16 protein-coding genes are annotated in these 24,144 nt (G+C 34.8%); 2 read left to right on the forward strand and 14 right to left on the reverse strand.

Annotation, left to right across the window (positions count from 1 at the left end; genetic code table 11):
• Window positions 1-293 precede the first annotated feature (293 nt).
• From V1503_RS00525 to gshAB, 11 genes are all read right to left on the reverse strand, one after another.
• Window positions 294-2,435: a beta-galactosidase gene (locus tag V1503_RS00525; RefSeq protein WP_410623985.1), complete on the reverse strand. Its 2,142-nt coding sequence runs from the start codon at window positions 2,433-2,435 to the stop codon at window positions 294-296.
• 16 nt (window positions 2,436-2,451) lie between these two features.
• Entirely contained in the window at window positions 2,452-3,069 is a 618-nt protein-coding gene (locus V1503_RS00530) for a YesL family protein (RefSeq protein ID WP_214482288.1), read from the reverse strand.
• Window positions 3,070-3,099: 30 nt separating this feature from the next.
• The gene (locus tag V1503_RS00535) at window positions 3,100-5,040 is read right to left on the reverse strand and encodes a glycoside hydrolase family 2 TIM barrel-domain containing protein (protein WP_410623987.1); all 1,941 of its coding nucleotides are present in this window, start codon (window positions 5,038-5,040) and stop codon (window positions 3,100-3,102) included.
• Between the two features lie 31 nt (window positions 5,041-5,071).
• Window positions 5,072-5,920: a carbohydrate ABC transporter permease gene (locus V1503_RS00540; protein ID WP_320257333.1), complete on the reverse strand. Its 849-nt coding sequence runs from the start codon at window positions 5,918-5,920 to the stop codon at window positions 5,072-5,074.
• 9 nt (window positions 5,921-5,929) lie between these two features.
• Window positions 5,930-6,838 (reverse strand): carbohydrate ABC transporter permease, encoded by a 909-nt coding sequence (locus tag V1503_RS00545; protein WP_410623990.1) that lies wholly within the window; start codon window positions 6,836-6,838, stop codon window positions 5,930-5,932.
• 395 nt (window positions 6,839-7,233) lie between these two features.
• Window positions 7,234-8,487, reverse strand: coding sequence for an ABC transporter substrate-binding protein (locus V1503_RS00550; RefSeq protein ID WP_410623992.1), 1,254 nt, complete (start codon window positions 8,485-8,487; stop codon window positions 7,234-7,236).
• A 228-nt stretch (window positions 8,488-8,715) separates the two neighbouring features.
• On the reverse strand, window positions 8,716-9,693 hold the full coding sequence (locus tag V1503_RS00555) for a LacI family DNA-binding transcriptional regulator (protein WP_214482283.1): 978 nt from the start codon (window positions 9,691-9,693) through the stop codon (window positions 8,716-8,718).
• A gap of 134 nt (window positions 9,694-9,827) precedes the next feature.
• Window positions 9,828-11,357: a glycoside hydrolase family 30 protein gene (locus V1503_RS00560; RefSeq protein WP_410623994.1), complete on the reverse strand. Its 1,530-nt coding sequence runs from the start codon at window positions 11,355-11,357 to the stop codon at window positions 9,828-9,830.
• A 250-nt stretch (window positions 11,358-11,607) separates the two neighbouring features.
• Window positions 11,608-13,290 (reverse strand): AMP-binding protein, encoded by a 1,683-nt coding sequence (locus tag V1503_RS00565; protein WP_214482281.1) that lies wholly within the window; start codon window positions 13,288-13,290, stop codon window positions 11,608-11,610.
• Between the two features lie 148 nt (window positions 13,291-13,438).
• Window positions 13,439-15,127 (reverse strand): AMP-binding protein, encoded by a 1,689-nt coding sequence (locus tag V1503_RS00570; RefSeq protein WP_410629358.1) that lies wholly within the window; start codon window positions 15,125-15,127, stop codon window positions 13,439-13,441.
• A 170-nt stretch (window positions 15,128-15,297) separates the two neighbouring features.
• The gene (gene gshAB / locus V1503_RS00575) at window positions 15,298-17,619 is read right to left on the reverse strand and encodes a bifunctional glutamate--cysteine ligase GshA/glutathione synthetase GshB (protein WP_410623996.1); all 2,322 of its coding nucleotides are present in this window, start codon (window positions 17,617-17,619) and stop codon (window positions 15,298-15,300) included.
• Window positions 17,620-18,471: 852 nt separating this feature from the next.
• On the opposite strand from gshAB, the gene V1503_RS00580 reads away from it, so the two are divergent.
• Entirely contained in the window at window positions 18,472-19,845 is a 1,374-nt protein-coding gene (locus V1503_RS00580) for a tryptophanase (RefSeq protein WP_410623998.1), read from the forward strand.
• Window positions 19,846-20,989: 1,144 nt separating this feature from the next.
• Window positions 20,990-21,247 (forward strand): DUF3006 domain-containing protein, encoded by a 258-nt coding sequence (locus tag V1503_RS00585; RefSeq protein WP_214482278.1) that lies wholly within the window; start codon window positions 20,990-20,992, stop codon window positions 21,245-21,247.
• 83 nt (window positions 21,248-21,330) lie between these two features.
• Here the strand turns inward: V1503_RS00585 and bioC are convergent, their stop codons facing one another.
• Genes bioC through bioF form a run of 3 tightly spaced genes read right to left on the reverse strand, consistent with a single transcriptional unit; the run spans window position 21,331 to window position 24,114 of the window.
• Complete coding sequence (gene bioC / locus V1503_RS00590) at window positions 21,331-22,173, reverse strand: malonyl-ACP O-methyltransferase BioC (protein WP_410624000.1); 843 nt, start codon at window positions 22,171-22,173, stop codon at window positions 21,331-21,333.
• Entirely contained in the window at window positions 22,170-22,907 is a 738-nt protein-coding gene (locus V1503_RS00595; protein WP_410624002.1) for an alpha/beta fold hydrolase, read from the reverse strand. The genes bioC and V1503_RS00595 overlap by 4 nt, the downstream gene beginning before the upstream one ends.
• A 1-nt stretch (window position 22,908) precedes the next feature.
• The gene (gene bioF / locus V1503_RS00600) at window positions 22,909-24,114 is read right to left on the reverse strand and encodes an 8-amino-7-oxononanoate synthase (protein ID WP_410624004.1); all 1,206 of its coding nucleotides are present in this window, start codon (window positions 24,112-24,114) and stop codon (window positions 22,909-22,911) included.
• Window positions 24,115-24,144 lie beyond the last annotated feature (30 nt).

Genomic DNA, 24,144 nt, shown 5'->3' on the forward strand with positions numbered 1-24,144 from the left:
TACCTTAGTACGAAAAGCAACAATCTGTGCCAGAACAGCCTTTTATAAACTTTGATTCTTTTTTTACCTTGGTAGGAGTAACTGATGTGGATGTTATAATTTTTATACTGTTTAGCTTCTTATTATAAAATGGAACAATTAATGTCAAAAAAGCAAAAAGCAAAAAAAAAGGTGACGAAAAGCTGTTAACTTTTCGTCACCCTCCAAAGAGGAATAAGTAGTGTGTAATTACATATTAACACGCTAACATCGACAATTAGTTACAAAAAAGTAACAAATGTCACATTATTGCATTACCCCTTTTTGTTGACTTGAGAGCTAATGTTTGAATGCTTGCTGTAATAAAAATCACAAGGTGCATCAGCTTTAACAGTTTGTCCTCGGTATGACACAGCTGGAGTAACGAATGACTCATCGTAATCGTTAATTCCTTTTACTACACATGATGTAATTTCTTCGCTTGTTAAAGTGATTATTGCACAACCTTTTGCAGGAAGTGAAATAGATATTTGTTCACCATCTATGCTCAGGTTATGTTCTTTTTCAATTTGTGAATTACTTAAGACATATAATGATTTTTTACCGTCTAGCTCATATAAAAACGTATAACATTCGTCTCCAACGACACGCGACTTGTCAATATGAATATTCATTAAATGTGCAAATGTAGGTGAGATTCCACATGATGAGAATGGATTTTCTGGATAATACACAACAATTCCATCTCCATGTTCAACTGTATTGTATCGTTTAGAATCAGTAATTACACTTGCTAATATATCACATTTATCCATTGCTTCATCGTATTGTGGAACTTCACCGAAGAAGAATAGTTTACCACCGTTATTTACATATTGTAATAACTTCTCCTGTACAGCCCTGTGCATAAAGAAGCCACCTACAATTGAGATTGCACCTTGCTGTTGTAATTCTTCCAAAGAAGCTGTTTCTATATTAACAATCCCAAATTCACGCTGTTCTTTTAACATTGTAAGCATAAATGATTCCATTGCTTTATAGCCTGAATGTGGTGCCTTCACGCCCAATTTTTCAAAATCACGATCCTCAATACCAAATGAAGCTAAGTAACTATAAGGTGCATATAACCCCCACGCGTTTTCATGTCCGCGCTTGCCTTCGGTAATTAGCTGTTCATTTTCTTTTAAATACGAAACTAGCACTTTTAACGCTTCGTATTTCTCACCTGTTTCACCCTTTTCTGAAATAGGTGAGCAGTCGGGGTATGGACGTGCATGAATTGAATCAAGCTCATCAGTCCACCCGTCAGTGGAAATACCAGTATATACATTAAAGCCTGTAGCACCTAGTCCCATAGCTAACACTGTTTGGTAAAATGGTACATGATGATAAATATATCGCCAATCATATAGTGGATCTGAAAAGCCCCAGTTTTCCTCTAGATTTATACCTCTATCACGTTTTACGAGAAGTAAGTATCGTAAAAATGCTGTTTCATCATGAGAAACGACACCAATCCAGTTTGTAAAACCATAGCTAACATCCCAATGTTCAGGTACTACACGTGTTAACCAAAAATCAAAGCCTTTTGCCTCATTTAACGGAGGGTTTATATTGTTGAAAACAGGTAATGTTGAATCAATTGCACTACCCCAATTTGTGTATAAATCACCTAAATAACGATTTTGTGTCTCAGCCCAGTGTAAATAAGGTAAAATTTCTTTAACGTTCTCTTTCGTATGAATATCAAAAGACCTAGGCACAGGGATATCTTGATATGAAGTATAACTTGAACCAAACATGTCATTATACTTGTCAATTGAGCCAAACTGTTTTTGTAGTCTTTCTGCATGATATTCCAATCCACTTGGAGAGTAATCATATGCTAAAACACTATGTTGTCCGTCTGAATATAATCCTTCATTTAAAATTTGTAACGCGATTACAGGTCCTGCCGGGTACGTAAATGGCTTAATTACAGTTTCATCACATACTTTATACCAATCCTGCACTGCATTTGTAAAAGCTGCATCAAAAGCAGCAGGTAGGTTTTTATGCCATTTTCGCTCATTTCCTTCATTATCTAGCATTGCTTCAAACTCTTTACCACCTTCAACAAAATCAGGTAGTCCACCAAAATCAGTTTCAGCATGAATGAAAGGCCCCGGTTTCACAACTGCAAACATTTCTTTTTCTTCAACTAGTTTAATAAATGAAAGTACGTCGCGATTCCCTTGAGTTTCCCCAGAAAAATCTATCACATCTTTTCCATCAATCTTTAAATGATGGTGTCTCCACGGAACGTAAAATGTAACGACTTCGATTCCTGCTTCTTTTAATTTATCCAGTCGATCTGACCAATTCTCTGGATAGTCTCGGTAGTACGGATAATCTGCTGAAATAAACACAAATGGTTTCCCATCGCGATATAAAACTCCATCTTTTACATTAATCATTTGGGTATCCCCCATTCTATATTGTTTGTTCTAGTTTGTTAAAGCTTTTATGAAAAGCTACAGTAAAGGTGAGTAACAAAGGCATAATTCCAAACAGTGGTATTATGGTCGGGAAATATCCATAGATAACTCGTATTGATAATATTACGATAAATATCATTAATGTTACTACCGGATTGGCAACCCCTAATAAAAACGCATTTTTTATTACTTTAAAGGCTGAATCTGTCGTGATTGATATTAATGGAAGTGAATAAAAAATCGTTATTAATAAGAACATGCTGACAATTACTAGCCCTATACCAAAGATCGTCACTACCATGTTGTCAAATTGCTGTATGATTTGAAAATCGAGATACAACATAAATGAAACAGCTGCAGTTAAAACGCCAAGGATATTTCCTCGAACAAAGTTTTGTTTATATATTGCCCAAAATGTTGAAAAAATAGGGATGTTATCCTGTTCAACAATACGTTTTTTCATAAGATAACAAACAGCTATTGATGCTGGAAAAACTCCAAAAGCAACTAAACCAACGACTGTAAAAAGAAACCATAGTAAATTCAGAACGATGAACTGAAATATCATATCAGTAATAAAATAAAGTCGTCGCCCAGCTGAAGATTTAAGCATCTGTTTTCTCCCCTTTTTTCACCATTCAACTTATAAGTTTGTTAGTTTTTTGTAGTCCCGTTTTAAATGATCAAATACAGGCTTTGTTGTTTTGCGATCCATTTCAAATAGGCCCATCGTTTGATAAAATTGATTATGGTTTATATACCAGTCATAGACAGTCCAATAATTAATACCAGTTAAAAAACCCTCATTATTTTCATGACCATCTGGTGTAACGGTAGCTTTTTCGAGCAAAGCTCGCAATGTTTCAGTATAAATGTGTACTTGTTTATCCTTCTCACTGCCATCTTCCCTGGACCAATATCCGTATTCAGTATTTAAAATAGGTTTGTCTGGCCATGCCTTATGAGCCTGTTCTAAAAAGTTTTTCGTACCTTCGTACGGTGTACTGCCATGGAATACACCAAAATACATCGTCCACCCTGCTACGTCGAGCGGTTCTACGGATTCATCCCAGTATCCTGGTTGGTCTGCTGCAGCGCTCTGGGTAATGAGTCGATGATCGTTATACTTCATACGTAAGTCATTCACTAATCGTGCATTATGCTTCTTTCTTAATACGACCTCAACAGATTCATTTTGCGTACTCCACAAAATAATAGATGGACGATTATAGTTTGACAACACCATTTCGCGCCACATTTGTTGTGCATGAAGCCTTGTTTCTTCAGCCTCATAATGCTCTTTCTCAAATTGCCATAATGGTATTTCACTCTTTGCTGTAAGACCTAATCGATCAAGGATAATGTAAGTGTAAATGTGATTAGGATAATGTGATGTTCTCACAAAATTTATTGATAGGTCTTTCATTTGTAATAAATCATTAACGATACGATCAAAAGAAGCAGTTCTTCCAAAATTAGGCCATTCTTCATGCCTTGCTAAACCTACAAGAAAGATAGGTTTGTTATTTAATGTAATCTTTGTACCATTAGTGGAAACCGTACGAATTCCAAACTGGGTAAAAAACTGATCTACAATAGAATGCTCTTTAGTAAGCTCAACCTGGCAAACGTATAAATTTGGTTTTCGAATATCCCACAGCTTTGCATGGTCTATAGTTATTTCCGTCGTCCAAATCGCCACACCATTCGCTTCAACGTGCAAGGTTTGCTCGCTCGTACCGACAAAATGCTGGCGTTCACCTTTTATATCCTCTGCATACGGCGATTGCAAATAGGATGGCGCTTGTTCATTACCTTGAAAGAATTGTAATGAAACTGATATATTTTCTGCTATTTCACTATGATTTTCAACAACTAGTTTCACCTTTACTTTTCCTGATGTATCAACTGGTACAATATCACACCTGCTGATTTGTACCGGAGAAGATGCTTCAATAAATAAGTCATGAATAATGCCTGTATAATTGAAGAAATCAGTTCCTTCTGTAGCTGGAATAATGTCATAGCGACTCCCCCAAGGTGGGTTATCAACTCGAATGACTATTGTATTAACTTCACCAGCTCGTACAAAATTTGTAATATTAAATGCAAATGGTGTATAACCACCTTCGTGAACACCTACATACTTACCATTAATCCAAATATCAGCAACATAACTGATAGCGTATGCCTTTAATATTGCTTGTTTTTCTTCCCAATCCGAAGGGACAGAAAAAGTTCGACGATACCAAACACCATCCTCATACGTTTCCACACCGTGGATACTGGATTCTCCTGTCATCGCATTTTCCGGCAAAGGTATGCTGTGGGTGTTCAAACGTTCATCATTAAACTGTACGTTTGTGATACCTTGAGCATCTTGTTCTGTAGTTTTGACCCACTCAGCCGTTCGTTCAGCCATCGTATGTTCATGATTGGCTTGAAACCTCTCTTTTTTCCATTCACCTGCTAAAGAAATTGATTGCCTCTTTTGTGGATCAAATGAGGGCAATACAGTTCCATTTTGGAATGGAACTTCATGACCATTGATCGTTTTAAATGACAACGTTGATTGTAAATACATCATTATCCAACCTTTTCATATACCAAATTAATTAACCTTTTACTCCACCAATATTAATACCCTTCATGATGTGCTTCTGTAAGAATAAGAAAACAATAATGAGTGGTAATGCAACCATAACCGAACCTGCAATCATTACAGGATATAATTCGGCATTTTTATCTGCTGCACTTATAAGTGCGCCTAAACCGAGAGATAATGTGTAATTTTCTGGTGTTGTTATAACTACTAATGGCCACATATAGTTATTGTAATTCCACATAAATGTGAAGATCCCCAAAATAACAAGAATCGGCTTTGCTAATGGCATTGCAATTTTCCAGAAGATAGTAAACCAACTAGCACCATCGATGATTGCTGCTTCTTCAAGCTCTTTAGATAAACTATAGAAATGTTGGCGCATTAAAAATACATTATATACACTCATCGTAAACGGCAAGATAAGCGCCCAAAGTGTATCATATAGACCCAATTGGTTTACAATGATCATATTTGGCACAAGTAGAACTGTACCAGGGATCATTAGCGAAACTAGTAGAATTTTAAAAATGACTTCCCTACCTCTAAAGTTCAGTCTTGCAAAAGCATAACCAGCTAAAGAATTTAAAATTATGTTAACGAAAGTTGCAATAACCGCTACAAACAGTGTATTAAAAAATAGCGTACCTAAATTTAAATATTCAAAAGCGTACTTGTAGTTATCAAAGCTGAAATATATACTGCCATCATCGTGTCTTGGCAAAAGAGAAAAAGTAGTTGAAAATATATCTTTACTTTCTTTAAAAGACGAGGAGGCTAGCCAAATAAATGGACCCACAAGAATCACTGCGAATATTGACAGGAAAATATACAAAAATATTCTATCAAGTTTAATCTTCATCACATTCACCTACTCATCCATCTTTTCTGGAACAAACTTAAAGTTGATCCAAGTTACGAATAATATAATTACTAATAAAATGTAAGACATTGCTGAAGCAGTTCCCATTTCAAAATATCGGAAAGCATGGTTGTATAAACTCAACATGTACGACATCGTTGACCCATCAGGACCACCCTTTGTCATTAAATACATCGGGTCAAAAATTTGAAAGCTTGCAATTAGTCCTGTAACAAGTAAAAAGAATATCGTCGGTTGAATCATAGGTAATGTAATATAAATGAAGCGTTGTATTGGATTAGCTCCATCGATTTTGGCTGCTTCATAAACACTATCTGGAATTCCTTTCATCGCTGAAATAATAATCAAGATGTTATAACCTAATCCTGTCCAAATGCCCATCACCGCTAATGCAGGTAACGCAGTTGTTACACTACCCAACCAACTATGATTGATTCCCAATAGTTGGTTAACCATCCCAATGAGGGGATCCAATAAAAACACCCACATAGCTGCGACAGCAACAAATGAAGTTACATTAGGAACGTAATATGCTGTTTTAAAGAAGCCTTCTCCTTTTACATTGGAATTTAACGCAGATGCCAAAATGAGTGCAAGAAGTATCCCAATTGGTAAACTAAAGAGAATATATTTTAACGTTACCAGTAATGAAGGCCAGAAATTTGGATATTTCACCGAATCAAAAAGTAAATTCGTATAGTTTTCAAAGCCAACAAACTTAGGTGTGCTTCTCATGTTCCATTCTGTGAAACTTAGCACAAATGATAATAAAATAGGAAGTAATAAAAATATACTAAAATAAATGATCATTGGTAAAATGAATAAATAACCAATCTTAGTTTGATCATTAAGGGAACCTTTTTTGATGCTTTTACCTTTTTTTCTAGACGTACTCATACTCTAGATTCACCTCTTTTTCCCCGTAAATTAATTAATAATTGTCTTATGTTCACATGAATCTCATTTGCAATTTAGGAAAATGCCAAGAACTTTTCCTAAATTGTGAACTAATCATACAAACAATTTAATTATTTACATTACTAAATTTTGTTAAGTATAACTATAACGTTTTTGCATTGATTGTTTTCGCCATATCACTACAACAAACAAATATAACTTACCCTCGATGATCATAAAATATCAAGCCAATTTACAAAAATGAGTCTTTTGAAAAGAAGGGGATGTCCAAAAATCAATTCACGACTTTTAGACGCCCCTAGTTAAAAGTGTAGAGCATGGATATATCAGTGTTTCTTTATCAATTGGTATATCGCACCAATAAACAACTTATATTATTCGCTAAATAGAATATCGTTGGCTCTATCTTGTGCTGCACCTAACGTTTCTTTTGCATCTTTACCACTTAATGTTATTTCTTCTAAAGCAGTACCAATAACCTCATCATTAACTTTTAACCAATCTGTTAAGCGTGGACGTGCAACAGCTGTTTCCATTTGTTGTAAAAATACTGATAGATTTTCATCTTCTGCATACTTAGGGTCTTCAGCTGCTTCTAATTGAACAGGGAAATTACCTGTAATATCAGCAACAGCAATTGAATGTTCTTTAGATGTTAAAAATTTCACTAATCCCCATGCTGCTTCAGGGCTATCACTATTTTCATATACTACGATGTTATCTCCACCGATATTTGAATAAGACTGAACTCCTTCTTTAGAAGGAATTAATGCAACACCAAAGTTTAAGTCTGGGAAGTTGTTTTTGAATGTGTCAATTTCCCATGGGCCACTAATTTTCGTTGCTAGTTTACCATTTCCGAAAGCATCTTGGCTGTCACGAACTGCTAAATCCGAGTATTTGTATAAGCTGTTCAACAATTCAGCAGCTTCAACTCCTGCCTCTTCACCAAACGTTGCTTCTGTTTCATCTGCATTTACCATACTTCCGCCACCACTATGAACAAAAGCAGGGAATAACCAAGCTGCCCAGCCACCAGTACCGACTCCTTCATAAGCACCGATTTGATCCTTCGCATACACCTCTTCGGCCATTGCTACCCAATCATCCCAAGTTGCTGGTGGTGTAGGTACTAAATCTTTATTATAGAAAAGAGCTACAGTCGTTTGGTTAAGTGGTAATCCAAATAAATTTCCATCTACTACATTCGTGTCGAATGCGCCTGTGAAATATTGCGTACGATCAATACCATTTTCACCATCTGCATATTCATCTAGTTGAAGTAACGTACCATCTTCAGCAAACTTTGGCACTAACGGTTGGTCTAAGTATGAAACGTCAGGGTTTTTCCCAACAGCAATTGAACTATTTAACTTCGTATTAAAATCATCCTTTGGAATATATGAAGTTTTTACCGTTACGTCATTTGCTTCTTCATACTCGTCAATTAGTGCATTTAAAGAGTCTTTATGCTCTTTTGAACCTGGCTCATAAGCCCAAAATTCAATTTCATTGCCTCCTTTGGCACCTCCAGCTTTATCTCCTTCATCAGCAGTACCACAACCAGCTAAAGCAATTGTTAAAGCGACAGCTGACGCAAATGGCATGAATTTTTTCATGTTAATCATTGTTAAGTTCCTCCTTATAGTTCAATATTTTCTATTAGTTTGTAGAGATTTCACTAATGGTATTCACAAATGTGACAAACATCTTTAATAGGACGTCCTACCAAAATATATGTTATCCACCTCCTTAAGGTGTTAACGTTAACATTTAGTGAAAAACTTTATAGACTCATAACATGAATCCAAAAGTTTTTTTTCAGTAACTATTAAGTATCTACTAATGATGAATCTTTAATCTAACTGACTCTCGTTAATACTGCTAACAGAATTTCGTTTAACTAATGACGGCTTCATCATCTTTTGTACGACTTCACCTTCTGGGTTCTCAATTCTTTCTAAGACCAGTCTAGCCAGTTGTTTTCCAGCATCATAAACAGGCTGCTCAATCGTAGTTAGTGATGGATAAGATAATAAATCTATACCTAACCCATCAAACCCTGAAATCGATATTTCTTCAGGAACTTTCCTTCTTAATGTCCTAGCTGCCCTCATCGCACCTAATGCGAGTACATCGCTTGAACAAAAGAGTGCGGTTACATTTTCTTTTGTAAGTAAATCGAGTGTTTTTTCATATCCGCAATTTTCTTCATTAGCTGTAAATCTCATAAATTTATTCTCGACTTTAATTTCATGATCATGGAGTGCTTCGCAAAAACCGTGCAATCGATCAGTTGCAAAACGTTTGTTTTCATTAATACCAATGAAACCAATTCGCTGATGACCTTGCTTAATAATATGGTCAGTCATTAAATAAGACCCTTTTTTATTGTCAACATCTAACCAATCAATATCAAGGTCGGTGTGTCCGAATAAAACAATAGGTATATCCATCAAACTAGCGAGCCAATCGTCATCTGTCTTATCTAAACCCATTGCAATAATACCATCACATTTCAAAGGGATGTCACGATCTCTTCTCAAAAGGAATGAATAGTAAGATTTACTTAACTCCTCACTAATACCGGCAATCACATTCATTACGAATGGATTAGCAGCCTCAAGCCTAATTGGAATGTATACGTGAATCACCTTTGTTCGATTAGATACAAGAGCCTTCGCAGCATGATTCGGTTTAAAGTCAAGTTCTTTCATATATTTCATTATTTTTTCTCTCGTCTCTAGCTTCACCTTCTCAGGTGTATTAATCACCCTTGAAACGGTTATTATCGAGACACCCGCGGCTTTCGCCACATCCTTCATTGTGGCCATGTTTTCCCCCTATGTGACTGTTAACGTTTACATTGATATTATACTCCTGGCGATAATTGACGTCAATAAGTTTCACTCGTTTTTTTCATACAATTATATGAATTGAATTTTCTTTTTCACCTGATCGACATATATCATTTCCATTTTACCGTAACAACACTTGCAGGTGGAACTTTATATTCTCCTATGTTTCCTCTCCAACGAATTGATATATTTTGATCATTATCTGAATTCTTATTTGCAATTGTAACTACTATTGATTGATCAGCATTCATAAAGGCAACTACATCTAATTGTGTATTATCATTTTTTGCGTCTATTCGAATAGGGTTTCCCTCAATTGTCGGATGAACAAATTTGCTTACTTGCCCAAGCGCATAATATTCGACTTCTTTCCTTACTATACTCTCATCATTATCAACCGTATACACACCACGACAATTACCACAGCCTCCTAAATGAGGTCCAGATTGTTCATCTAATGCTAGGTTCCATAATAATACCATACTAGAATTATGCAACGGAGTACCTAAAATGATATTTTCCATATTCCACAGAAGATTGTCTTTAAAATTCGTAGCCCAACCTCCACCTGTTATTTCTGTCATATATAGTTCAGCATTCGGAAATTGTTCGCTTATTTTATCAAAGGCTTTACCGAAATCTTTAATTCCATCAGCTTCATAACCATGAAATGCGATACCAGAAATATAATTTGATGCATATTCATCTTCAAGGAGAACCGTACCATAATTCGCGATGTCTTCTTCAGCTCTAGTATTGTTATCTGTAAAATTGTGATCCCAGCCCATAATTTTTGTTTTAATCCCATTTGCTTCAAAGGCTGGACCTAAATAATTCCCAACAAAATCAGCCTGTTCAAAATGCTCCATATACATAGTTGGGTAATCTCCATGCATAAAATGAGGTTCATTTTGAACAGAGACATAATCGATCGTAAGCCCCTCAGTTTCATATGCCTTAATATATTTGACAAAATAATTTGCATAAACATTATTAAATTCTGTCAAATAAGCTCCACCTAATAACGAATGCGTTGTTTTCATCCAAGCAGGGGCACTCCAAGGAACAGATACTATTTTTACATTAGGATTGATTTCTTTAATTTGTTTGAGAACAGGAATGATAAATTCTTTGTCTGGTTCAATTGAAAAATTTGATAATTCATTGTCAGTATCATATGGATCCTCTAAATCATTATAAGTATAATGCTTTCTTTCTCCAAATACAGGTCCTACAAAATCACTTGAGCCCATAGGCACTCTAACAACTGAAAGCCCTATTCCATTTTCTATTGAAAATAAACTTTCTAATATTTCATTACGCTCGGGGGAATTCACTATATTGTACGCAGAGCTATGTGATACAGCAGCCCCGTATCCATAAAATTCTTGATATTGTTTTTTATCATCAACAAGGATTTCTGTGTAATCATTATCCCCCTTCGATAAACCTTTACCCCACGCAAGGTCTTCTTGACGTTCTAATAGGGTGCTTTCATCACCTTTCGTTAGCCAAACTTCAGCAGGTTCCGCTTTTTTATTACTAAACATATTATTACCAGATACAATCACTACACCTATACCGACAACAATACAAGTAAGTAGGATCGTTATAACCAAACCTCTCATCTTCTTTATCATCAATAATCCTCCCTCGACTCACCTTATGATAACGTTATCATAATTAAATAAATGTGTATGCAAAACACGATTTTATTACATTTGAATTTTATAAAATGGATGTCACAACGTCAATACATATTTTTTCTAATAATCTTTTTTTGACTATGGAATTCAATAGTTCTAAGTTTTACTTTCATTTTTAGAAATATACGTATTGAGTAAAAAAAGCCGGTACTTACCAAAACTAATGGTAGACCGACTCTAATAATTAGGCTTGTAGCTTTGCTTTATCTTCGTCCACTAACGCTCTACGTAAGATTTTTCCAACTGCTGTTTTTGGAAGTTCATCACGGAAGTCATAAATTCTAGGTACTTTATAAGCTGCCAAGTGCTTTCTACAATAGGCATCCAGCTCTTCTTCTGTACAATGTTGACCCTCTTTAATTACCACATATGCTTTTACTGTTTCACCTCGGTACGGATCTGGTATACCAGCAACAATCGCTTCTTGGATCTTTTCATTTTCATATAGAACCTCTTCTATTTCTCTAGGATAAATATTATAACCACCTGCTATGATCATGTCCTTTTTACGATCGACAATGAAGAAAAATCCATCTTCGTCCATATAGCCTAAGTCTCCAGTGTATAACCAGCCATCTTTAAGCGTTGCTTCAGTTTCTTCTGGCCGATTCCAATACCCTTTCATGACCTGAGGTCCCTTAACTAAAATTTCACCAATTTCATTTACTTCAGCAGACTTGCCAGTTTCCATGGAAAGTATCATTGCATCTGTATCTGGCCAAGGCACACCAATACTCCCCACTTTCCTCTTATCCCATACCATGTTAGCAATAACAGCAGGTGATGTTTCAGTAAGTCCATACCCCTCTACTAGACGTCCTCCACTAATTTTTTCAAATTGTTCCTGAACTTCAACTGGTAATGGTGCAGAACCACTTATACACGCTTCAATGGATGATAGGTCATACTCATTGATTTTAGGATGGTTTAATAAAGCTATATAAATTGTTGGAGCACCTGGAAAGATTGTAGGTTTGTGTTTATCAATAGCTTTAAGTGTATCTTGAGCATCAAACTTTGGTAATAATATCATTTTAGCTGCATACATTATCGAATAATTCATAACGGTTGTCATTCCATAAACGTGAAAGAAGGGTAGTAAACCTAAAACGCTTTCATTTCCTTTTTTGGATTTATATATCCAGTAATTACACATTGTTGTTTCAGATACTAAGTTCATATGTGTTAGCATTACTCCTTTAGATAAACCGGTCGTTCCTCCAGTATATTGTAGTAATGCCAAGTCTTCGTAAGGGCTGAATTTAATATTGATTTCTTTTGGATCATAATTTTTTAACACGTTCTTAAATAAATTTGTTTTACTATTTTCTTCAATTTTAACTACAATTCCTGATTGCTTTTTTTGTATATAAGGAAAAATCATGTTTTTTGGAAATGGAAGATAATCTTTGATGGAAGTTACAATGACGTGGTCTATATTTGATTTCCCTTTTACGTTCATTACTTTTGGATATAATAAATCAAGACACAAAATGAACGTAGCACCTGAATCAATAAGCTGATGTTCTAGTTCTCTTTCCATATATAAAGGATTTGTTTGAACTACTACTCCCCCTGCAAGTAGTACTCCATAATATCCAATAACCGCTTGGGGACAGTTCGGAAGCATAATTGAAACTCGATCCCCTTTTTTTAACCCCTTGTCGACTAAAAAATTTGCAAATGATAATGACTGATCATAGACTTGACGAAATGTCATTTCTTTCCCAAGAAAATGAAGCGCTTTCTTTTCTGGGTACTCTAATGCCGATTCCTTCAAATACTGGTGTAATGTTTTTTCCTCATAAGCAATAGAAGTCGGAATTTCCTTCGGATAATGCTGAAACCAGACTTTTTCTTTTCCCATCTTTTTTCCCCTTTCGACATTACAAGACATACACACATTACTAGTATAAAACAAAATTGTTAGTTTTTTAATATATTTTTGAATTTTTTTAATATAATAGAACTAACCCCCAGTACTTTATCACATTAACGTACTGGGGGTCAGACTCTTAATTAACTTTTTTCTGTTTTTCTTTTTCTTCGTCAACTAAAGCACGACGGAGTATTTTTCCTACTGCTGTTTTCGGTAATTCATCACGGAATTCATAGATTCTCGGTACTTTATAAGCAGCTAAATGCTTTCGACAAAATGCATCTAGTTCTTCTTCGGTACACTCTTCACCCTCTTTAAGTACAATGTATGCTTTCACCGTTTCACCACGATAAGCGTCTGGAACTCCTGCGGCAACTGCCTCTAATATTTTGCTATTTTCATATAGCACCTCTTCTATTTCACGAGGATAAATATTGTAGCCACCAGCAATAATCATATCTTTTTTGCGGTCGACTATGTAGAAAAATCCTTCTTCATCGACATATCCTAAATCTCCAGTTAAAAACCAACCATCTTTGAAAGAAGCCTCATTTTCTTCTGGACGGTTCCAATAACCTTGAGTAACTTGCGGTCCTTTAATAGCGATCTCACCAATTTCATTAACTTTTGCAGGTTCTCCTGTCTCCATAGAAAAAATGATGCCATCTGTATCAGGAAATGGGATACCAATGCTTCCTAATTTGCGTTTCTCCCACACGGTATTTGCTAGAGCAACCGCTGATGTTTCAGTCAGTCCATAACCTTCAACAAGCCTTCCACCACTTACTTTTTCAAATTGTTCTTGTACTTCTAATGGCAGAGGTGCTGAACCCGATATACATGCTTGGATCGAAGTCAAATCATAATCCTTAATTTTTGGATGATTCAATAATGCAATAAATATTGTCGGTGCCCCTGGAAATACAGTTGGCTTATGTTTATCAATTGCTTTTAATGCATCACCAGCATCGAATTTAGGTAGCAAAATCATTTTTGCTCCATATAATGCTGAAAAATTTAAGACTGTGGATAAGCCATAAACATGAAAAAATGGTAAAATACCTAAAACTATATTTTCTTTATCATTATTTTTATATAACCAATGATGGCACATAGTTGTAACTGACGTTAAATTATTATGTGTGAGCATAACTCCTTTGGATAAACCAGTTGTACCACCAGTATATTGTAGTAAAGCTATTTCATCTGGAGATACTTCGATGCTCAACTCATGGGCTTCATAGTTCTTGAGAATACTCTTTATTTTATGGGTATTACTATCTTCTTCTATAGTAACTACAATTCCATGTTGTTTTTTCTGAATGTAAGGATAGATGAGGTTTTTCGGAAATGGCAGATAATCTTTGATGGAAGTTACAATGATGTGTTCAATTTTTGTCTTACCTTTTACATTCATTACTTTAGGATATAGTAAATCAAGGCATAAAATAAAAGTTGCACTAGAATCTACTAGCTGATGCTCTAGCTCTCTTTCCATATATAAAGGATTTGTTTGGACAACTACTCCACCTGCCAAAAACACTCCAAAATAACCAATAACAGATTGAGGACAATTAGGAAGCATTATGGAAGCTGTGTCACCCTTCTTAAAGCCCTTTTCTTTTAAGAAGTTAGCAAACTTAAGCGCTTGTTCATACAGTTCAGCAAATGTCATTTCTTTCCCTAAAAAATGAAGCGCTTTCTTTTCTGGCATTTTACTAGCAGTTTCCTTTAAAAATTCCTGCATCGTTTTTTCTTCATATTTAAGTGATTTTGGTACTTCCTTAGGGTAATGCTCAGTCCAAATCTTTTCAACTTGTTCTATATTCTCCACATTTCATCCCCCTTTTTACCTATTTTCAATTAGGCCCTTATTTTAAGTATAAATGAAATTTGAAAGTTGTCTATTATATTTTGAATTTTTTAATTATTTAGTAATTAACATCCCCCATCTCACTGGTGTGAAAACATCTTAGTGGGATGAGGGACTACCCTTTAGAACCCGAGAGCTTTTATAATTTTTTGTCCAGGCATTCTATTCTTTCCTTTATACGGGAAGCTATGGATGTGTATAGCAGGGTTAAAGTTCAATTCAATGATTGCATAGTTTTCTTCAATTTTATCTTCAGTTATATCAGGAATCACCATGTCAACACCACAAATAGTTGCACCAGCTGCTTTTGCTGCCTTTATTGCAACCGTTTTATACTCGACTGGAATCTCATCAGTGTAATCAATACTGTCACCGCCCGTGCTAATATTAGAATTTTCTCTTAAAAATATTCGTTCACCATACTTAGGTATATACATAAAGTCTTTTCCCTGTTCTCGTAAAAACATCTTTTCAGGCTCCCCTAAATCCATTCTTTCCAATGGAGTCTTATATCCCTTTCCTCTCAGAGGGTCTTTGTTTTTTTCTACGACTAATTCTGTTATGTTACTATATCCATCTCCAATTACATTAGCAGGAACTCTATTAAGTATCCCAACAACATCATCACCGATAACAAGAAATCTGTATTCTTTTCCTCCAACAAATTCTTCAATAAGGATAGAACCGTCATGTGTAAAAGCCATTTCTACTGCTTTTTCAAATAAATGTCGTGTGAACCCGTTTTTTAAAATTGTAATTCCTAGTCCAAAATTTGTTGACTTTGGTTTAATAACTATTTCTTGATTGCAAAATAAACGATACGCGTTTTTTGCCTCATTTATATTATTATAGTATTCACCATTAGGAACCTTTATCCCCGCATGGTTTAGTACTTTCTTAGTCACTAGTTTGTTCTCCATAATTAAGACTGTGCTATATGAATCCAAAGACGTTTTGGTTGCTTGCTTCACATACTCTTGTTTAAATCCATCGTCCAATAATACAAAATTTTCCTGTCTATCTAAAATCTCAAAATTAACGCCCGTTTTAAGCGCATTCATTAGTAGTATTTGTGTGGACAATTCAAGATCTTCATGGTGCAATAAGTTAAATTTCTTTATTTTACTTTCCTTCAAATGAACTTCTGCTAAATTTAAATGATAATCAATATACGAGTGCTCCTTTACCCCCTTCGATATCACAGAAGAAATAGTTATTTCTGGATTATCAATCTTCTCTTTGGCGCTTCTAATGATTTCTTTGTACTTATTTTCTTTTATTCCAAGTTGGAGAGCTAAATCTAACATCATATCCAATATGTTATGTCCCCAATCATGCATACTTATTTTTTCGTGTTCATTTTTTAGCAACATTAACTGTGGCTTTCTACCTAAACTTGCAACGAGATTATGATTCTTTAACGCTATATTTTGATCAATGCCCTTCGTTTCCTTTTCATTGATAAAGAGTGTGAACAGGATAAAAAGATGGAAAAATTCTAATGTATTAAGATCTATTCCCACTTTGTGCAATGGATTAAGATCTAAAATCCTAAATTCTACATAAGCAATGCCGTCTTTACTTAATGAACTTAAATAATTTTTTTTATCATGGGGTTTTAATTTTACTGGGCTGTAATATTCTTCAACCCTACTTATCTCTCCGGTTTTAATTAACTTATTCAGGTCACGTAAGTACTCTTCAACATTACGGTGAGAAACATGAAAGTTTGTTTTATTTCTATAACCACAAAGCCCATTTCTGAAAGAGCTTCCATATTCTAAATTATTATGTGAACGATCATCACATGTCGAGTCAAAACATTTTTCGGACACACTGGCCCCAAATAAATAGATAAGAAGCCATCTATATTTCAAAAAATTTCTACTGACTTTTAGATAAACCTCATTTTTAAACTCTTTAAATGAGAGCCCAGTGCTTAATTGTTGATGTATCATTTGTAGAAAATGTTCTGTAAAAGAAAAGTTAAAATGGATACCAGAAATGAGCTGTTTTTTCTTACCATATTTTTCAGCCAACTTCATTCTATACTCTTCAGCTTGGTGGCCTTTTGCAGATGAATCATATCGAGCTATAGGAATCGTTTCTTCATTAGGTAATAGAGGCGGAGCGCTTTGAGGCCATAAATATTCATCCTCAAGCTCAAGTGAGACGATATGGTGAATATTTTCAAGAAAGTTATAGCTTTCTTGTATTGTGCTACATGTAGGTGTAATCATTTCTATTTGACTTTCAGAGAAATCAGTTGTGATAAAAGGGTTTTGAAGCTTATTTCCAAATCCTATTGGATGAGGTGATAAAGCTAATTTACCTGTACGATCGACTCTGACATTTTCCTTTTCTAATCCAAAATTCCCTTCAAATACATCTTTTTCAAGACCCAATGTTTTTATTTTATTTATCAAGTTTATCGTTTCTAACATCCTCATACTCCTTCTGATGTTTTACATCTATATATGTTGTTCTTTTAGTAAGGCTGTTTTCACATTGATTGTCGTTTTTCGTAATAAAAAGGTAAATACGAATAAGCCGAGCGTTCGTGGTACCTTTTCTCATTTAAAATGAGAACCATTGCATAAATTAATTTTTATGTCAGCCCTAAATGTATCTCAATAGCAACAATGTTTACGAAAAGAGACTTTTGTAAACTTTTTTATGGTGACAACATTGTAACGAAGCAAAATGCAACGTGCAGCTCGTTCATAGTAAAAAACAATCAATGCACATCAGCTTTAATACAAAATCCTGTATATTAATCAAAAATATTTGATGATCATCCCAAAACTTTAAGTTCCCTCAAGTTTAGTACACTTAGGTTATCAAAGTCGATTATGATCAACTAAACCGTCTGTTTGATGTATAAACTGACAGGTACTGACGAGGATTCAAGCCTTAAAATCCTAACCATTTCATATGTATAAAAACACTGCAATCTTTAATCTAAATTAATCAAATATTTTTGATGTATGTACTCATCTTATTATGATAACCTCAAATAGTCAACTATAATTCAACTTAAATTACTAGATGACTTTAACACACTACCGTACTGATGTTCCGATACTAAATACATATTTCAAATTGCTGGGCATACAATCTAGTGTTATCTATCTATTGGCTGTTTTCGCATGAAGCGTTTTTCTCCCACCTAGCAAGTATTTCATTCAACCTGTCTACCTATAATATTCGCTGTAGCTTGACCTAGCATTTAACATTTTCTAAAAATAACATTTATCGAAAAGAGCCTAACTATCTTTGAAGGGGGATAATTTCTTATGAGTAGATTACCTGAACCATACAAAATAAAAATGATAGAGCCAATTCGGTTGATTTCTAGAGAAGAAAGAAAACATAAATTAATAGAAGCTGGTTACAATCCTTTTTTATTAAAAAGTGAAGATGTATATATTGATCTGTTGACAGATAGTGGAACAGGTGCTATGAGTGACAGACAATGGTCTGGACTCATGCTTGGGGATGAATCATATGCCGGGAGTCGTAACTTCTATTACTTAAAGGAGACAGTCCAGCAATTGACAAATTATCAATATGTCATCCCCACTCATCAAGGTCGTGGTTCAGAGCAAGTTCTATTCTCACAATTAATTAAGAAAGGGCAAGCTGTGTTAGGAAATATGCATTTTGATACAACAAAAGCACATATAGAGTTGAATGGTGGAAAGCCAGTGAACCTCGTTATTTCTGAAGCATACGATACATCAAATCAGCATCCTTTTAAAGGGAATTTTGATACAAATAAATTAGAATCCTATATTCAACAGCACGGTGAGGAAAGTATTGCTTTTATTAATGTGACGATTACGTGTAATAGTGCTGGGGGACAACCTGTTTCTATGGAAAACATAAAGGCTGTTTCCAAAATCGCTAATAAATATCACATACCCCTCATTTTCGATGCAGCTCGCTTTGCAGAGAATGCATATTTTATCAAAATGAGAGAAGATGGCTATAAAGACAAAGATATACGTGCCATTGTAAAAGAAATGTTTGCATACGGAGATGGCTTAACGATGAGTGGCAAAAAGGATGGGCTTGTCAACATTGGTGGACTCATTGTAATAAAGGAAGATGAGAAATTATTTCAACAGTGTACATCAACAATCGTGCCATTAGAAGGTTTTCCGACATATGGAGGGTTAACTGGTAGAGATATGCAAGCTCTTGCTGTTGGATTAAATGAAGTTGTTGAAATTGATTATTTACACCATCGCATAAGCCAAGTACAGTTATTAGGAAAACTATTAGTAAGTTATGATATCCCCATTCAAGAGCCTATCGGAGGCCATGCTGTTTTTGTTGATGCAAAAAAGCTGTTACCACACATTCAACCTAGCCAGTTCCCAGCTCATGCGTTGGCTTGTGAATTATACATTGAAAGTGGTATTCGAGGTGTTGAAATCGGCTCTCTTTTATTTGGAAGAGATAGCGAATCTAGAAAGGACGGGTTATCAAAGTTAGAATTACTTAGATTAACAATACCGAGAAGAGTATATACTGATAATCATATTCAATATGTAGGAGAATCGTTTGGAAAGCTGTCTCATAAACGTTCCCAAATAACTGGTGTTCATTTTACTTATGAACCAACTATACTTCGTCACTTTACTGCTCGCTTTAAACCTATCTAGCCTCAACATAACACGATAATCGCCTTTTTCTATGAATGATCCATTCATTAGAAAAAGGTTTTTTTATTGGATGTTTTCACCTTAATTTAAGCTATCCGTAACAATATCTAAATACAAATATAACTAACATTCTCGGCAATTTCTCTTTTATAAAGAATATAAAAATCATCTCCTTCGAATGTAAGTAAAAAAAGCAGCAAAGTATACGAAAACTTTCATGTAATCCCTCCTTTGAATAAAGGCAGAACAGCCTCTCTTCCCACACACAACTAATGAACGTTGATCTATTTAGAACAGCTGACATTTTTATTCATCTAAGCATGAAAATTTTTGCCTGATGTTAACCACCCTATACAGTAAATGTATAAATACAATTCACTGTTCTCATATTAATTGGACTCAATTACCGTTTCTTAAAGAAGAATGAAAGGTCCCAGTTATATTCATAATGTAAGTGCCTTCCCCTTAGTAAGAGTTTATATATTAAAAGGTTAGTGATTATAAATAGTTTAAATTATTAGAAAAGTAGAAATATTTAAAATAGTTATAAAAACCTAAGGATTTATGAGCAATCTTTGCTATTTATTCATAAAATGAGGAAATTGTAGTGTTGACTCTCAACCGATAGAATGATAAATTTTAAGAAAATTACAAAATAAAGTAAATTCAAGGATACCTACATGTGAAAGCGGTCTATTTCTTTATTTATGCTGCATGAATGATCGTGTTCCTTGAATGAATTGTGAATAAATATTTCCCAGTGAAGTAAGCGTCTCTGTAGCCAAACACCAGAATGTAATGCCATTACGTCGTATTACAATTAAAAAGATGCACAATTATGATGAACTATTAGAGTTCAAGAATTGAGTACAAATTTTAAAGAATTATGATATACGGTGACAATTGTATAAAACGATGTTTTTTTGTGGAATTTTTATGTTAATAACAACAAAAATGCTAAAAGAGCCTTTGATAAAGCATCAAATTTATATGTTCTATTTTCTTTCGCTGTTTTCTCATGAAGTTTGTATTTCGAATACCTAAACAAAAATTATAGCCCTTATCCAACGTATTTTAATAAATAGTAACAAAGTATACGAAAAGAGCCACATTATTTTACTCTTAACGAATGGAGATGTTATGTATGCTTTTTAATGACAAACCTTGTGGAAATTATACGATTGATCGAATCGAAGGTGCGATAGCTGTCCTATTATATAGGGAAGATACTTCTAAAGAAATAAATTTACCATGTACAATGTTACCAGTTGATGCAGTGGAAGGAAGTTTGTTGGAATTATCTCTTGATAACCAAGATCATGTACAAATTAAATTATTTCTCGAAGAGACAGAAAGTGTACGAAAGAGTGTAGAAGCACTACTACAGAAGTTAAGAGGTTGAATTAAAACAAGCTAGCATCGTTAATATTTCATGCTAGCTTCAAGAAATATATGGAAACATCCAATACATTTTTCTTCCATCTTTTAACCTATCTCCAAATTACCTTCAAATTTTTTATATGTTACAAATAAACATTGATACGTAGCTCTTACTCCATGCTCATCTCGATAATTATTATCATATTGTTTAATTACTTCTTTAAAAAACGATGGTCTCTGACAGGATTTTCCCGCATTGCTATTATTGGCTCCTATTTTCTTTATTGCAGTAAAAAATTCATGCACTGTCTGAAAATATTCTATTTCAAGGTCTTCTTCGACCCGAAAATTTTCACTAGGTATTTCATGACTATTATTAAACGCTCCCTTACTGAGGTTTGATAGCTCTAACATCGTCAAAAATGATTGCCCTGGTGCAGTTTCCATTTGAAGATTTAATACCTGTTTTGCGCTATCGTAGCTTGAATGAAGTTCTCTGAAAGTAAGATTTCCAAAGGTGGAAAATGAGATTACTCCTCCTTTATTTAATGCTTTTCTCAGCTTTGTTAACATAAGAGGCAAATTATTTAACCATTGGAAGGTCGCATTCGAAATAATTATATCGTAACCTTCTAGCATTTCTATGTCTTCGATATCTGCGCATAGAAATGTGACGGCCTTGCCATTCAATCGCTTTTTCGCTATGTCAATCATACCTGGAGCTAGGTCTACAGCTGTAATTTTTGCATGAGGAAAATTGGTATATATTAAATTTGTTAAATAGCCAGTTCCGCAACCAATTTCTAAAATATTTAACCTATCCCCATATGTAAATGATGAAAGCTTATTCATTAATTTTTGTGCCATCTTTTTCTGTACGATTGCGTAATTATCATAGGTTTCTGCTCGTTGACTAAAGCGCTTTTTTAATAGCTTCTTATCAATCATCGTCTTTCCCTTTCTTCTATAAATTCCTTAATTAAATTTGCACAAGTTTCTTCCTCGGTAAAAAATGGTATATGGCCAGAATGATGAAGAATGTGTAGAATTGAGTTTGTTATCTTCGTGTGAATATACTTGGAAGCTTCGACTGGGCATATATTATCTTCCACCCCATGAATTAATAAACTCGGGACATCAATGCTTGCTAATTGTTCCCGAACATCTTGTTCAATGAGGTAATCTAACCCTTTTATGAGAGTATTTAAGTCGTTATCAAGAGCACCCGCTATACACAATCGTAAAAATTTATCATAATCTCCCATTTCATGCTCATGTACAGAAAACATTGAGTGATAAAATGCCTGTAATGTTCTGCCTTTATCTCTTCTCAGTTGCTTCTTCATACGTTCTACAATTCGTGGATTCCACCCCGAGAGATAATTGTCCATAATCGTAAAACGACTCGTTCCTCCTACTAAAATTAAACCATCAATATTTTTATGTTTAGTAGCAATATTTATTGCAGCTATTGAGCCCATTGACCATCCTAGGAGATAAACCTCTTTAGTTTTATCATTTAATAAAGAGCCCACTCTTTCTTCCAGGTTTGCTCCAGAGATGATGTCTTGCCAGTCTATAAAATTAAAATGGAACAATGGTTCTAAAAGATGGGTCAATGGTATAAATACTTCCTTTTCCATCCCCCAACCTGGTAACAAAACAAGATGTTTTTTTGACATATTAAATCACCCCTAGACTTTTCCCAACATAAATTATCCTATCCAAAGCCCATTTAATATCTTCGCGTGCTTGAGCTGAAGTAATAGTAAAACGGACTCTCGACTCCTTCTCAGGAACTGTAGGGGGTCGAACCGGGATTGCAGCAATACCTTCTTGTTGAAGCAATCTAGCAAAATGTATTGACAGGTCATTTTCCCCAACAAGTATCGGCACAATCTGTGTTTCACTACTACAAATATTAAATCCATTTCGAAATAATTCACTACGAAAATGATAAGCTAGGTCGTGTAACGACTGTCGCTTCTGACCTGCTTGTTGAGCAATTTCAATTGACTTAATTATCGAGCCTAGCACAGCAGGTGGTAATGCAGTTGTATAAATCAAACTGCGCATTCGGTTGATTAAATAGTCTATTAACCACTTATCACCAACAACATATGCACCATAAGAACCGAGTGCCTTGCTAAAGGTCCCCATTTGGATGTCCACCTTACTTTGTAGGTGCTCCATTTCCGCATAACCTGTGCCATTTTCCCCATAAACACCCGTTGCATGAGCTTCATCAACCATTAACAATGCATTATAGCGTTCTTTTAATTCAACAAGTCCTTTGAGGTCAGCAATATCCCCATCCATACTAAACACCGTATCTGTAACTATTAATTTCCTTTTCTCTATTGGTTCCCTTTGTAATAAAGCCTCTAAGTGATTTAAGTCTTTATGTCGATAACGTCTATGCTTTGCTCGACTTAAAACAATTCCATCTACTATACTTGCATGGTTTAATTTATCACTAAACACTACATCATCTCGCCCGGTCAAGGCTGAAATAACTCCGATATTTGCTACATATCCACTATTAACAATTATTCCCGCTTCAGTGTGTTTCCATTTTATGAGTTCTTTTTCAGCCTTATCGTAAAGGGGATGACTACCAACTATTAATCGTGACGATGTAGAGCCTACACCATAATGTTGAATAGCTTCAATCATAGCATGTTTCAAACGTTCGTCTCCAGCTAGTCCTAGATAGTTATTTGAGGCAAGGTTTAACATTCTTTGCCCCTCTATCGTTAACCATGCTTGATCAGCATTTTCTGTCATTACGAGAGACCTTCTCGCTGATTCGTTATCTAATGCTAATAATTCATCTGTAATGTCTTTTTCCCAACTACTTACGTGTTCGATCGTTATTCTACCTCCCACACCATATACGTAAAGAGGCTTACTCTGAAT

Source organism: Nanhaiella sioensis (assembly GCF_046557775.1).
Lineage (GTDB): Bacteria > Bacillota > Bacilli > Bacillales > SM2101 > Nanhaiella > Nanhaiella sioensis.

Coding starts and splice junctions, on each gene's coding strand:
- V1503_RS00525 (WP_410623985.1), bottom strand. CDS start 2,435: ATGATTAATGTAAAAGATGGAGTTTTATATCGCGATGGGAAACCATTT.
- V1503_RS00530 (WP_214482288.1), bottom strand. CDS start 3,069: ATGCTTAAATCTTCAGCTGGGCGACGACTTTATTTTATTACTGATATG.
- V1503_RS00535 (WP_410623987.1), bottom strand. CDS start 5,040: ATGTATTTACAATCAACGTTGTCATTTAAAACGATCAATGGTCATGAA.
- V1503_RS00540 (WP_320257333.1), bottom strand. CDS start 5,920: ATGAAGATTAAACTTGATAGAATATTTTTGTATATTTTCCTGTCAATA.
- V1503_RS00545 (WP_410623990.1), bottom strand. CDS start 6,838: ATGAGTACGTCTAGAAAAAAAGGTAAAAGCATCAAAAAAGGTTCCCTT.
- V1503_RS00550 (WP_410623992.1), bottom strand. CDS start 8,487: ATGATTAACATGAAAAAATTCATGCCATTTGCGTCAGCTGTCGCTTTA.
- V1503_RS00555 (WP_214482283.1), bottom strand. CDS start 9,693: ATGGCCACAATGAAGGATGTGGCGAAAGCCGCGGGTGTCTCGATAATA.
- V1503_RS00560 (WP_410623994.1), bottom strand. CDS start 11,357: ATGATAAAGAAGATGAGAGGTTTGGTTATAACGATCCTACTTACTTGT.
- V1503_RS00565 (WP_214482281.1), bottom strand. CDS start 13,290: ATGGGAAAAGAAAAAGTCTGGTTTCAGCATTATCCGAAGGAAATTCCG.
- gshAB (WP_410623996.1), bottom strand. CDS start 17,619: ATGTTAGAAACGATAAACTTGATAAATAAAATAAAAACATTGGGTCTT.
- V1503_RS00580 (WP_410623998.1), top strand. CDS start 18,472: ATGAGTAGATTACCTGAACCATACAAAATAAAAATGATAGAGCCAATT.
- V1503_RS00585 (WP_214482278.1), top strand. CDS start 20,990: ATGCTTTTTAATGACAAACCTTGTGGAAATTATACGATTGATCGAATC.
- bioC (WP_410624000.1), bottom strand. CDS start 22,173: ATGATTGATAAGAAGCTATTAAAAAAGCGCTTTAGTCAACGAGCAGAA.
- V1503_RS00595 (WP_410624002.1), bottom strand. CDS start 22,907: ATGTCAAAAAAACATCTTGTTTTGTTACCAGGTTGGGGGATGGAAAAG.